Origin of the sequence: Micromonospora sp. WMMC264 (assembly GCF_027497275.1) — a bacterium.
Taxonomy (GTDB): Bacteria; Actinomycetota; Actinomycetes; order Mycobacteriales; family Micromonosporaceae; genus Micromonospora; species Micromonospora chalcea.
The window spans coordinates 1137805-1150174 of record NZ_CP114907.1 but is presented as its reverse complement, the minus strand read 5'-3'; the positions used below and the strand labels follow the sequence as shown (position 1 = coordinate 1150174).

Sequence of the window (12370 nt, the reverse complement as noted above, 5' to 3'; positions counted from 1 at the left end):
GCTCACCACCCGTCCTCAAGACCGATGGTGGCAGTCGCCGGAGCGCCGTATGAGGACTTTTCGGATTTGCCGGTCAGCCCCGCTCGCGCTGGTCCGCCGGGTCGTTCACCAGGCTGGCCGGCGACACCGGCTCCGGCGCGGGCAGGCCCTGCGGGGCGTTGCCGCCGGTGGCCTGCGCCTCGGCCACCCGTACCTCGTTGTGGATCTCCTGGGCCGCGACGGCCGCGGCCTGGGCGGCCTCGGCGGCCTCCCGCTCGACCTCGCCGGCGCTGCGGGCGGCCTCCGGCGACGGCACGTCGCCGGCCATGTTGGCCAGCCCGCCCAGCGCGCCGCCCATGCCCTCCAGGGCCTTGGTCAGCTCGGTCGGGACGATCCAGACCTTGTTGGCAGTGCCGTTGGCGATCTGCGGCAGCGCCTGGAGGTACTGGTAGGCCAGCACCTTCTGGCTCGGGTTGGCGGTGTGGATCGCGTCGAAGACGGTACGGATCGCCTTGGCCTGGCCCTCCGCCTGGAGGATCCGGGCCTGCCGGTCACCGTCGGCGCGCAGCACCGCGGCCTGCTTCTCACCCTCGGCGGTGAGGATCTGCGACTGCTTGTGGCCCTCGGCGTTGAGGATCGCGGCGCGGCGGTCCCGCTCGGCGCGCATCTGCTTCTCCATCGAGTCGCGGATGCTCGGCGGCGGCTCGATCGCCTTGATCTCGACCCGGGTCACCTTGATGCCCCAGCGGCCGGTGGTCTCGTCCAGCACGCCGGACAGGTGCCGGTTGATCTCCTCGCGGCTGGTGAGCGCGCGCTCCAGGTCCAGCGAGCCGATCACGTTACGCAGCGTGGTGACGGTCAGCTGCTCGATCGCCTGGAGGAAGTTGGAGATCTCGTAGGTGGCGCGAACCGAGTCGACGACCTTGAAGTAGAGGACCGTGTCGATCGAGACGACCAGGTTGTCGGAGGTGATCACCGGCTGGGGCGGGAAGCTGACCACCTGCTCACGCATGTCGACCTTGGTGCGTACCGCGTCGACGAACGGCACCAGCAGGTTCAGGCCCGGGTTCAGCGTGCGCTTGTACCGGCCCAGCCGCTCCACCACGTCCTGCCGCTGCTGCGGCACGATCCGCACCGCCTTGAACAGCGTCACCACACCGATCAACGCCACCGCGATCATCAGGATCGCCAGAAACTCCATACCGTTCACCTTTTCGCTTCGGGCAGCTCGCCCGGGGTGGAAATGTCGTCCTGCCATACCAGGGCGGTAGCGCCCCGAACCTTGATCACCTGCACCCGCTCACCCTCGGCGTATGAGCGCGTCGCGTCGTACGAGCGGGCCGTCCACAGCTCACCGTCGATCTTGATCATCCCGCGCTCGGAGTCGACCGGCTCCAGGACCACAGCGGTGGCCCCCTCCAGCGCCTCCACCCCGAACGGCTGCTCCCCGGTCTCGATCGCCGGCCGCGCGTGCCGCCGGACCACCGGACGGACCACCGCCACCGACAACGCCGACACCACCGCGAAGATCACCGCCTGCAGCGCCACCGGCGCGCCGAGCGCCGCGGCGCCGGCCGCGGCGAACGCCCCGACCCCGAACATGATCAGGAAGAGCGTCGTCGTGAAGATCTCGGCGACCGCCAATACCACACCCAGAACGATCCAGAACACGGCGTCCACGAGAACAATCCTGACACGTCAACGCACGTGTCATCGAACTGTCATGATCGCTAGGCTCGGCTCGGCGTACCGCGCCCACCGCCGACGAGGAGGACGAGATGCCCCTGCTGCCCGAGACCGCGCGTCAGGTGGACCTGCTGGTCGCCCGGGCCCAGGCCGAGGGGCGGGGCCCCTCACTCGCGCTCGGCGTGGTCCGCGACGGCCGGCTGGCGCACCTCGCCGTCGCCGGTGAGACGCCCCGCCCCGACGCCGACCTGCAGTACCGGATCGGCTCGATCACCAAGACCATGACCGCGGTGCTGGTGATGCAGCAGCGCGACGCCGGCCGGCTGTCACTGGACGACCCGCTGGACGCCCACCTGCCCGGCACCCCGGTCGGCTCGGTGACGGTGCGCCAGCTCCTCGGCCACGTCAGCGGCCTGCAACGCGAGCCGGACGGCGACTGGTGGGAGCGGGTCGGGGGCACGGACCTGGACACCCTGCTCGCCGGGCTGACGCCGGACAAGATCGCCTACCCGCCGCACTTCGTCTACCACTACTCGAACCTGGCGTACGGGCTGCTCGGCGCCGCGCTGGAACGGATCACCGGCACGCCCTGGGCGGAGCTGCTGACCGAGCGGCTGCTGGCCCCGCTGGGCATGCGCCGCACCACGTACCACCCCACCGAGCCGTACGCCCGCGGCTACGTCGTCCACCCCTGGCACGAGACGCTGCGGGAGGAGCCACGCACCGACACCGCGGCGATGGCGCCGGCCGGTCAGCTCTGGTCCACGGTCGAGGACCTGGGCCGCTGGGCCACGTTCCTGGCCGACCCGGACCCGGCGCTGCTCTCCCCCGCCACGCTCACCGAGATGTGCGCCCCCATGGTCATCAACGACCTCGACTCGTGGACCGGCGGGCACGGCCTCGGCATCGAGCTCTACCGGGTCGGCGACCGCGTGTACGTCGGGCACGGCGGATCCATGCCCGGGTACGTCGCCGGCCTGGCCGTGCACCGGCCCACCCGCACCGCCGTGGTCAACTTCGCCAACTCGTACGGGCTGCGCGGCCACCACATCGGCGCGCTCGGCCGGGAAGCGCTCACACTGGTGCTGGACGCCGAACCGGCCGCGCCCGCCCCCTGGCGCCCGGCCGACCCGCCCGCCGCCGACGTGGCCGCGCTGACCGGGCGCTGGTGGTGGATGGGCGGCGAGTACGAGTTCCGCGTCGACGCCGCCGGTGACCTGGTCGGCGGCCAGGTCGGCAGGCCGCAGCTGCGCTTCACCCGCGAGGGCCTGGACCGGTGGCGGGGCCGCTCCGGCTCCCAGGACGGCGAGATCCTGACGGTGATCCGCGACGAATCAGGCACCCCGGTAGCCCTGGACATAGCCACCTTCGTCCTGACCCGAACCCCCGACGAGCTCCCGTAACTCCCGCCCCGCCCCTCCCCACCCCACCCCCGCCCCGCCGATCTTGCACTTGTGGCCCTCATTTCGCCCCGCTATGCCCGATCCGCGGGGACCACAACTCCATGATCGACGCACACCCGCACCGCTCACCCCGTGATCAAGGAGTTCGCGTCCGCGTTGATCTCCAATTCACCCACAAACTCCTTGATCGCCCTGGCGGGGGCGGGCGGGGCGCGGGGGGCCGGGGGCGCGAGGGGCCGGGGCGGGGGCGGGGGGCGGGTGGCGCTGGCGCACGGCGGGGCCGGGGGCGACCGTGACCGGCGCAGGGATCAAGCCTGACCGCCCGGAGCCGGGCACGGTCGCCCCCGGCCCTCAACCGCAACCGACCTCTCAGACAGGCTCGGTGACGAAGTCGATCAACCGCTCCATCGCGTTGATCAGCGGCGTCTCCACGTCGGCGAAACTGTCCACCCGGGACAGGATGTGCCGCCACATGTCAGCCGGCTCGGCCACCCCGAGCGCCGCGCAGACGCCCTCCTTCCAGGGCTGCCCCGGCGGCACCACCGGCCAGGCCGCGATGCCCAGGGCGTCCGGGCGTACCGCCTGCCACACGTCGACGTACGGGTGCCCGGTGACCAGCACGTGCGGCGAGTTCACCCGGGCCACGATCCGGCTCTCCTTCGAGCCGGGCACCAGGTGGTCGACCAGTACGCCGAGGCGGCGGCCGGGGCCGGGCGCGAACGCGCGTACCTCGTCGGCGAGCGCGTCGATGCCGTCCAGCGGCTCCACCACGACGCCTTCGATGCGCAGGTCGTCGCCCCAGATCCGCTCGACCAGCGCGGCGTCGTGCACGCCCTCGACCCAGATCCGGCTGGCCTTGGCGACCTGCGCCCGTACGCCGTCCACAGCTATCGAGCCAGACGCGGTACGGCGGCGCGCGGCAGGCACCGGGGCGCGGGCCGGCCGCCGCAGCGTGACCGGCCGGCCGTCGAGCAGGAACGCGGCGGGCAGCAGCGGGAAGTTTCGCCGTCGCCCGTGCCGGTCCTCCAGCACCACCGCGCCGGTGTCGAAGCCGACCACCGCGCCGCAGAACCCGGAGTCGGCGTCCTCGACCACCAGGTCCGGCTCGGCGTCGACCTCGGGGGTCACCTTCCGTCGCCGCCAGTCGCCGGCCAGCACGTCGCCGTCGTATCGCCCCGCCATGCCGGAGACGCTAGCCACGACCTCGGCGTGTCGCTCGCCGACGCGCCGACCGGGGCGTCATCCGTCGGCACGAAACGGTGCGAAGGGGTTAGTTGGGGGCAGGTCGCGCCACCGGAGCGGCAGCCGAGACAGCAGCGGCGCGGAGCACGTACCCTTTCGGCATGTCCTCCCCCGCAGCGGGCGCGGCCACACTGGCTCCGCGCCGGTCGAGCCGGTTCGTCGCCTGGGTGCGTGCCTGGCGAGCCGGCCTGGTGCCGTTCGACGAGGTGGCCGACGCGGTCGCCGGCGACGAGGAGCACCTGGTCGCCGACGCACCCGGCACCTGGACCGACGTGTCCCTGCGGGAGGCGCTACCCAGCCTGGCCAAGCACTCCCCGGACGACATCCGCCTGGTGCTGCCCGCGCCGGGCGACCCGCGCGGCCTGCCCGGCCCGGGCGCGTTCGCCGGGGCGGCGCTGGTGGCCGGCGAGGCGGTGGTGGCCAGCGGCATGGGGTTGGTGCCGGAGGTCCGCACGCACACCTCCGGGTCGGGGATGACCTGGGAGACAGTGCTCTGGCGGGTCCACCCGCTGCCGGCGGACGCGCCGAAGGCGTCCCTGTCCACGCCCGGCGCGGCGGAGGCCGAGGCCGAACTCTCCGCGGTGCTCGCCGAGACGACAGCCACGCTGACCCGCCTCGACGTCGCGCAGTGGCGGCCCGAGCTGGCCGGTGCGCTCGCCGCGTTGCGCCGCCCGGACGGAGGCACCGACCTGCCGCCCGGCTTCGACCCGCGGGCCCGCCGGCTGTTCGCGCGCGCCGCCGTACTCGATCGGGTGCTGGCGCTGGCCGGGGAGAGCGCGCCCGGCGGCGCGGTGAACACCTACGAGGCGCAGCAGCGCGACGCGGCGCTGCGGCCGCTGACCACCGCCTGCCGGCAGGCCCTGGTGGCCGCCTGCAACGCGCCGCTGCGGCTGTAGAACCCCGGCTCAGACCTCGTCGATCAGGTCGGCCACCGAGTCGACGATCCGCGACGGACGGTACGGGTACCGCTCGGCCTCGGCCCGGCTGCTGATGCCGGTGAGCACCAGGATCGTCTCCAGGCCGGCCTCCAGGCCGCACAGGATGTCGGTGTCCATCCGGTCGCCGATCATCGCGGTCGACTCGGAGTGGGCGTCGATCGTGTTCAGCGCCGAGCGCATCATCATCGGGTTGGGCTTGCCGACGAAGTACGGGTCGACACCCGTCGCCTTGGAGATCATCGCCGCCACCGAACCGGCCGCCGGCAGCGCGCCCTCCATCGACGGGCCGGTGGCGTCCGGGTTGGTGCAGATGAACCGGGCGCCGTCGTTGATCAGCCGGATCGCCTTGGTTATCGCCTCGAAGCTGTAGGTGCGTGTCTCCCCCAGCACCACGTAGTCCGGGGCGAAGTCGCTGAGCACGTACCCCACCGCGTGCAGCGCCGTGGTCAGCCCGGCCTCACCGATGACGTACGCGGTCCCGCCCGGCCGCTGGTCGGCCAGGAACTGGGCGGTGGCCAGGGCGGACGACCAGATCGCCTCCTCCGGCACGTCCAGCCCCATCCGGGCCAGCCGGGCCTGGAGGTCACGCGGGGTGTAGATGGAGTTGTTCGTCAGCACCAGGAACGGCTTGCCGGAGGCACGCAGCTTCTTGACGAACTCCGGCGCGCCCGGCACCGGCTGCCCCTCGTGCACCAGCACGCCGTCCATGTCGGTGAGCCAGCTCTGCACCGGCTTGCGGTCAAGCATCGTGTCGTCCCCAGGGGTGTCGTCGGGTCGGGCTCAGGGCCGGCGGGCCGGGGGTACGCAGCACAACGCCGGGCAGGTGTCCCAGGCCGGCAGTTCGCCGAGCCGGCGGCGCAGCCGCTCGCCGTCCGGGGCGGTGCGTTCCAGCACCAGCTCGCGGACCATCGCGACGAACCGCGGGTCGACGCCCGGGGTGCCGGCGCGGACGAAGTCCAGGCCGAGCTGCTTGGCCGTCTCCAGCGCCTCGGTGTCCAGGTCCCACACCACCTCCAGGTGGTCGGAGACGAAGCCGATCGGGCTGACCACGACGCTCGTCACGCCCTGCTCGGGCAGCGTGGCTAGGTGGTCGTTGACGTCCGGCTCCAGCCACGGCACCTGCGGCGGGCCGGACCGGCTCTGCCAGACCAGGTCGTACGCGAGGTCCGGCGCGGCCGCAGCGTGCACCAGCCGGGCGACCTCCTCGAGCTGGGCGGTGTACCGGCCGCCGTGCGGGCCGGCGCTGGCGGCCGCCGACATCGGGACCGAGTGCGCGGTGAAGACCAGCCGGGTGCTGTCCCGCTTCGCGGGGTCGAGCTGGGCGAGCGCGGCGCGGACCGCGTCGGCGTGCGGCTCGATGAAGCCGGGGTGGTCCCAGAACTGGCGCAGCTTCTCGATCAGCGGAGCGTCCGGGCCGACCGCGGCGCGGGCCGAGGCGATGTCCTCCTGGTACTGCCGGCAGGAGGAGTAGCCGCCGTACGCGCTGGTGACGAACGCCAGCGCCCGGGTGATCCCGTCGTCGCGCATCCGCGCCACCGTGTCGGCGAGCATCGGATCCCAGTTGCGGTTGCCCCAGTAGACCGGCAGGTCGACGCCGTTGGCGGCGAAGTCCGCGCGGATCGCCGCGAGCAGGTCACGGCACTGCTGGTTGATCGGCGACACCCCGCCGAAGTGCAGGTAGTGCTCGGCGACCTCGGCCAGCCGCTCCGGCGGCACCCCCCGCCCCCGGGTGACGTTCTGCAGGAACGGGAGAACGTCCTCGGGCCGCTCCGGGCCGCCGAAGGAGACCAGCACCAACGCGTCGTACGCCATGGGGTCCATTCTTCCTCGCCCGCCGTGACGGTGTGGCGACGCCCCCTGGTCGGCGCGGTGACCACCCGGGCATGGCGTGTTAAGAAGGGCCCCTTCCTATGCGCGAGGCGTTAAGAAGGGGCCCTTCCTTACATCTCAGGCGCCGATGGCGTGGTAGCCGCCGTCGACGTGGACGATCTCGCCGGTGGTGGCCGGGAACCAGTCCGACAGCAGCGCCAGGCAGGCCCGGGCGGCCGGCTCCTGGTCGGTGAGGCTCCAGCCCAGCGGGGCCCGCTCGGTCCAGGCGTCCTCGAACTGGTCGAAGCCGGGGATGGACTTGGCGGCGATGGTGCGCAGCGGGCCGGCCGCGACCAGGTTGCTGCGGATGCCCTGCTTGCCCAGGTGCAGCGCCAGGTAGCGGGAGGCGGACTCCAGCCCGGCCTTGGCCACGCCCATCCAGTCGTAGACCGGCCACGCCTTGGTGGCGTCGAAGGTGAGGCCCACCACGGCACCGCCGGAGGACATCAGCGGCAGCGCGGCCATGGCCAGGGACTTGTACGAGTAGGTGGAGACCTGGAGCGCAGTGGCCACGTCCGCCCACGGGGCGTCGAGGAAGCCGCCGCCGAGGCAGCTCTGCGGGGCGAACCCGATCGAGTGCACCACCCCGTCCAGGCCGTCGACGTGCTCGCGTACCTTGTCGGCCAGGCCGGCCAGGTGCTCCTCGCTGGTGACGTCCAGCTCGATCACCGGCGCGGGTTCGGGCAGCCGCTTGGCGATCCGCTCCACCAGGGAGAGCCGGCCGTAGCCGGTGAGCACGACCTGGGCGCCGTTCTCCTGGGCGAGTTTCGCCACCGAGAAGGCGATCGAGGCGTCGGTGATGACGCCGGTGACCAGCAGTCGCTTACCGGCGAGAAGTCCGGACATTGCGTGTCTCCTCCGTGCTCTGCTCAGTGACCCATGCCGAGGCCGCCGTCGACCGGGATGACGGCGCCGGTGACGTAGCCGGCCGCGTCCGAGGCGAGCCAGGTGACGACGCCCGCGACCTCGTCCGGGGTGGCCATCCGCCCGGCGGGGATCGCCTTGCGCAGCTCCGCCTTGCGTTCCTCGGGCAGCCCGGCGGTCATGTCGGTGTCGATGAAGCCGGGCGCCACCACGTTCGCGGTGATGTTGCGGCTGCCCAGCTCGCGGGTGATCGAGCGGGCCACACCGACCAGGCCGGCCTTGCTGGCCGCGTAGTTGACCTGGCCCGCGCCACCGAAGAGGCCGACCACCGAGGAGATGAAGATCATCCGGCCCCACCGGTTCCGGAGCATCTTCGTCGAGGCCCGCTTGGCGACCCGGAACGAGCCGCTCAGGTTGGTGTCGAGCACGCGGGTGAACTGTTCCTCGGACATCCGCATGAGCAGCGTGTCGTCGGTGATGCCGGCGTTGGCGACGAGCACCTCCACCGGGCCCAGCTCGGCCTCGACCGCGGTGAACGCGGCGTCGACCGACTCGGCGTCGGTCACGTCACACCGCACCCCGAACAGGCCCTCCGGGGCCTCGCCGCTCCGGTACGTGACGGCCACCCGGTCGCCCTGCTTGGCGAAGGCCTGCGCGATGGCCAGGCCGATCCCCCGGTTGCCGCCGGTCACCAGCACCGTACGGGCCACGGATCCCCCTCTGCTCCAGTGATCTCTCGGTCCGGTCGGAGCCTAGGGGTTACCGGTAGGTAAGCGCTAACCCGAGCAGGTCACACGCCGGCGCCGCCGGGGTCGGCGGCCGCGCGCGCGACACCCGCACACACCGGTGTACGATCACCGGGTCTGCGGGCCGGTCTGCGCCCGCGTTCCGGGCCCCGCCGACCGTAGGAGGTGATCGCTGTGCGAGATAGCGATCCTCCCAGTCGTGGCCGGGCCCACCGTCAGCCCCGCTGAGCCACGGCTCGGTCGACGCGGCTGACCCGCTTCCCGCCCTCCGCACCGCATCCGCTCTCCGGCGCCCACGCCGGGGCGGCCCTGCCGCGCGGCGGAGCACCCGGTCACGACTTCGTGCGCGTACGCCCCGACCCCCCACGGCCCGCACCGGGCCGACTGTCGCCACGGAGCACACCCATGAGCCGTTACGTCGCCCCCCTGGGTTTCACCCTCGCCGCCGTCTGGGTGGCGGTCCTGTTCGTGCTGGCCGGCGGCGGTCACTGACCACCGCCGGCCGGGCCCGGCTCAGACCAGCCGGGACGTCCAGAGCAGACTCAGCCCGCCCGCGCACAGTGCCAGCAGCAGGGCGACGCCCGCGTACCACTGGGTGATCTCGCGCGGCTCGGTCCGGTAGCCGATCGAGCTGCCCATGTCCTGGTAGACCTGCTTCAGCTCGCTGGCCGACGCGGCCTCGTAGAAGAAGCCCTGGGTGGTCTCCGCGAGCTGGGACAGCGCGGTGCGGTCCACCGGCACCCGCTGGAGCTGCCCGCCGATGTCGACCTGGCCCGAGTCGGTGCCGAACGCGATGGTGGACACCGGCACGTTCGCCGCCTGCGCCGCCGCGGCGGCCTCCTCCACCGACCGGCCGGAGGTCCGGTAGCCGTCGGACAGCAGCACGATCCGGGCCGGCGGGATGCCCGCGGCGCCGTCGGCCGGCACCGACCGGATCGCCTCCAGGCAGGTGAAGACCGCCTCGCCGGTGGCGGTCGCCTCGGCCAGCACCAGCCCGTCGATGGCGGTGTTCACCGCCGCCCGGTCCTTGGTCGGCGGCACCAGCACGTTCGCGGACTTCGCGAACGACACGAGCCCCAGGTTGTAGCTCTCCGGCAGCTCGCCGACGAACTGCTTGGCCGCCTCCTGCGCCGCCTCCAGGCGGTTCGGTGACACGTCGTCGGCCTGCATCGACAGCGACACGTCGATGGCGAGCATGACGGTGGCCCGCTCCAGCGGCTCGCGGGTGTCGATCGCCGGGCGGGCCAGCCCGGTCGCCAGCACCAGCAGGCAGAGCAGGAACGCGGTGGCCGCCACGTGCCGCCGCCAGCCCAGTCCCTTGGGCGCGACGGTACGCAGCAGGTCGACGTTTGTGAACCGCAGCGCGTACTGCCGGCGGTGCAGTTGCCGCCAGACGTACGCGGCGGCGAGGGCGAGCACCGGCAGCACGGCCAGCAGCCACCACGGTTGCAGAAAACGGATCATCGCGTCGTCCCTCGGGTGCGGGCGTGCCGCTGCGCGGCCACGAAACGCACCATGTCCAGCAGCCAGTCTCGGTCGGTACGCAGGCGCAGGTGGGCCGCGCCCGCGGCGCGCAGCTCGGCGGCGATCGCCCCGCGCTGGGCTGCCGCCGCCTCGGCGTACCGGCGGCGCAGTCCCGGGTCGGCGGTCTGCACCTCGTGCAGCTCGCCGCTCTCCGGGTCGACCACCGGCAGCACCCCCACGTCGGGCAGTTCCAGTTCCCGCGGGTCGACCACCTCCACGGCCAGCACGTCGTGGCGGACCCGCAGCTTACGCAGCGGCCGGCCCCACTGCTGCGGCGGCGCGAGGAAGTCGGAGATGACCACCGCCACGCCGCGCCGCCGGGGCGGCCGGTTGAGCATGTCGACGAGCGCGCCGAGGTCGCTGCGACCGGGCCGGATCTCGGCGCCGGCCACCGCCCGCAGCAGCCCCTGGGCCTCCTTGCGGCCGGACCGGGCGGGCAGCCGCAGCATCGTCCCCGGCCCACCGGCCCCGCCGGTGCCGACGACGGCGCCGATCCGGTTGCCGCCCCGCACGGTGAGGTGAGCCAGCGCGGCGACGGCGGCGACCGCCACGTCCCGCTTGAGCCACCGCCCGGTGCCGAAGTCCAGGCTGGCCGACATGTCCACAGCCAGCCAGGTCTCCAGCTCGCGGTCGGCGACCGTACGCCGCACGTGCGGCATCGTGGTGCGGGCGGTGACCGGCCAGTCCATCCGGCGCACGTCGTCGCCGGGCCGGTACTCCCGGGACTCCCCCGCCTCGCTGCCCGGGCCGGGCAGCAGCCCGGCGTAGTCGCCCTGGAGCAGCCCGTCCAGCTTGCGGGTGACCATGAGCTGGAGCCGGGCCAGCACGGCTCCGGATCGGTCGCCGGTGGCGAGCCGGGTGGGCGGGGTCACGGCCGCTGCCCGGGCCATCCGTTGTGCGGCACCGCCGGCGGCGGCGCGGCCTGCTGACGGGGCGCGACGGCGGGCAGCGGGATGGTCGACATCACCCGGTGCACGATGTGGTCGGCCGGCACGTCGTCGGCGAGCGCGTCGTAGCTGAGCACCAGCCGGTGTCGCAGGATGTCCGGCGCGATGTCCTGCACGTCCTGCGGCAGGGCGTAGTCGCGCCCGCGCAGCAGCGCCAGCGCGCGGGTGGCCCGGACCAGGCCGAGCGAGGCGCGCGGGCTGGCGCCGTACTGGATGAGCTGGGCGACGTCGGGCATGCCGTGCTCGGCCGGCGCCCGGGTGGCGAGCACCAGCCGGACCGCGTAGTCGACGAGCGCGTTGTGCACGAAGACCTGGTCGGCCTTGCGCTGCAGGGCGATCAGGTCGGGGGTGTCGAACACCCGGGCCGGCTCCGGCGGGGCGACGCCCATCCGGTAGACGATCTCGCGTTCCTCGGCATCGGTCGGGTAGCCCACGACGATCTTCATGAGGAAGCGGTCCCGCTGCGCCTCCGGCAGCGGGTAGACGCCCTCCTGCTCGATCGGGTTCTGGGTGGCCATCACCAGGAACGGATCCGGCACCCGGTGACTCTCGCCACCGATGGAGACCTGCCGCTCGCTCATCACCTCCAGCAGCGCCGACTGCACCTTGGCCGGCGCGCGGTTGATCTCGTCGGCGAGCAGGAAGTTGACGAAGACCGGACCCAGCTCGACGTCGAACTTCTCGCTGGACTGCCGGTAGATCCGGGTGCCCATGATGTCGGCGGGCACCAGGTCCGGCGTGAACTGGACCCGGGCGAACGATCCGCCGACGACCCGGGCCAGCGTCTCCACGGCGAGCGTCTTGGCCACGCCCGGTACGCCCTCCAGCAGGCAGTGCCCCCGGGCCAGCAGCGCGACGAACATCCGCTCGACCATCCGGTCCTGGCCGACGATCACCCGCTTGGTCTCGAACAGCGCCCGCTCCAGCAGCGTGGCGTCCTGCGCCGGGGTGGTGGCCGCCGGGGGTGGGGCGTCCGGCGGCGCCTCGGTCGGGTTCGGCACGTCGGGTGTGGTCGGCTGGGCCACCGGTCCTCCACAGCAGGGTCGTCGTCGCGGCGTGGTGCGTATCAAGACTGTCATGCCTCGCTGAGAGCCGAGGGTGGGAGAGGCACGATTTTCGCCGCGTCGTCCGGCCACGCCGTACCGCCGCACGAAAACGCTGAACACGGGTGG

At 73.1% G+C, this 12370-nt stretch carries 12 protein-coding genes; 2 read left to right on the top strand and 10 right to left on the bottom strand.

Annotated elements, in window-relative coordinates; genetic code table 11:
- Nucleotides 1-73: 73 nt before the first annotated feature.
- Both O7542_RS05445 and O7542_RS05440 read right to left on the bottom strand, forming a co-directional pair.
- Nucleotides 74-1180 carry an SPFH domain-containing protein gene (locus tag O7542_RS05445; RefSeq protein ID WP_043329729.1) on the bottom strand — a complete coding sequence of 369 codons (1107 nt, stop codon included), beginning with the start codon at nucleotides 1178-1180 and terminating at the stop codon, nucleotides 74-76.
- 5 nt (nucleotides 1181-1185) lie between these two features.
- The gene (locus tag O7542_RS05440) at nucleotides 1186-1659 is read right to left on the bottom strand and encodes an NfeD family protein (protein WP_030504273.1); all 474 of its coding nucleotides are present in this window, start codon (nucleotides 1657-1659) and stop codon (nucleotides 1186-1188) included.
- Between the two features lie 98 nt (nucleotides 1660-1757).
- Here O7542_RS05440 and O7542_RS05435 point away from each other — a divergent pair, with 98 nt between their 5' ends.
- Nucleotides 1758-3068 carry a serine hydrolase domain-containing protein gene (locus O7542_RS05435; RefSeq protein ID WP_281605782.1) on the top strand — a complete coding sequence of 437 codons (1311 nt, stop codon included), beginning with the start codon at nucleotides 1758-1760 and terminating at the stop codon, nucleotides 3066-3068.
- A gap of 369 nt (nucleotides 3069-3437) precedes the next feature.
- Here the strand turns inward: O7542_RS05435 and O7542_RS05430 are convergent, their stop codons facing one another.
- Nucleotides 3438-4250: a DUF3097 domain-containing protein gene (locus O7542_RS05430; protein ID WP_210887153.1), complete on the bottom strand. Its 813-nt coding sequence runs from the start codon at nucleotides 4248-4250 to the stop codon at nucleotides 3438-3440.
- A gap of 161 nt (nucleotides 4251-4411) precedes the next feature.
- Here O7542_RS05430 and O7542_RS05425 point away from each other — a divergent pair, with 161 nt between their 5' ends.
- Entirely contained in the window at nucleotides 4412-5206 is a 795-nt protein-coding gene (locus tag O7542_RS05425; RefSeq protein ID WP_030504270.1) for a hypothetical protein, read from the top strand.
- A 9-nt stretch (nucleotides 5207-5215) separates the two neighbouring features.
- Here O7542_RS05425 and O7542_RS05420 read toward each other — a convergent pair whose 3' ends face one another.
- The 7 genes from O7542_RS05420 to O7542_RS05390 all read right to left on the bottom strand — a co-directional run bounded on the left by O7542_RS05420 (nucleotide 5216) and on the right by O7542_RS05390 (nucleotide 12223).
- Entirely contained in the window at nucleotides 5216-5995 is a 780-nt protein-coding gene (locus O7542_RS05420; protein WP_043329726.1) for an HAD-IIA family hydrolase, read from the bottom strand.
- 33 nt (nucleotides 5996-6028) lie between these two features.
- Complete coding sequence (locus tag O7542_RS05415; RefSeq protein WP_064445353.1) at nucleotides 6029-7060, bottom strand: ferrochelatase; 1032 nt, start codon at nucleotides 7058-7060, stop codon at nucleotides 6029-6031.
- 135 nt (nucleotides 7061-7195) lie between these two features.
- A complete protein-coding gene (fabI, locus tag O7542_RS05410; RefSeq protein WP_043329725.1) occupies nucleotides 7196-7963 on the bottom strand; it encodes an enoyl-ACP reductase FabI in 768 nt (255 codons plus the stop codon).
- A gap of 23 nt (nucleotides 7964-7986) precedes the next feature.
- Nucleotides 7987-8691 (bottom strand): beta-ketoacyl-ACP reductase, encoded by a 705-nt coding sequence (locus O7542_RS05405; RefSeq protein WP_043329724.1) that lies wholly within the window; start codon nucleotides 8689-8691, stop codon nucleotides 7987-7989.
- A 549-nt stretch (nucleotides 8692-9240) separates the two neighbouring features.
- Nucleotides 9241-10191, bottom strand: coding sequence for a VWA domain-containing protein (locus O7542_RS05400; RefSeq protein WP_064445352.1), 951 nt, complete (start codon nucleotides 10189-10191; stop codon nucleotides 9241-9243).
- Nucleotides 10188-11141 (bottom strand): DUF58 domain-containing protein, encoded by a 954-nt coding sequence (locus O7542_RS05395; RefSeq protein ID WP_104115079.1) that lies wholly within the window; start codon nucleotides 11139-11141, stop codon nucleotides 10188-10190. The genes O7542_RS05400 and O7542_RS05395 overlap by 4 nt, the downstream gene beginning before the upstream one ends.
- Entirely contained in the window at nucleotides 11120-12223 is a 1104-nt protein-coding gene (locus tag O7542_RS05390) for a MoxR family ATPase (protein ID WP_043329721.1), read from the bottom strand. Before O7542_RS05390 ends, O7542_RS05395 begins: the two co-directional genes overlap by 22 nt.
- Nucleotides 12224-12370: the final 147 nt, after the last annotated feature.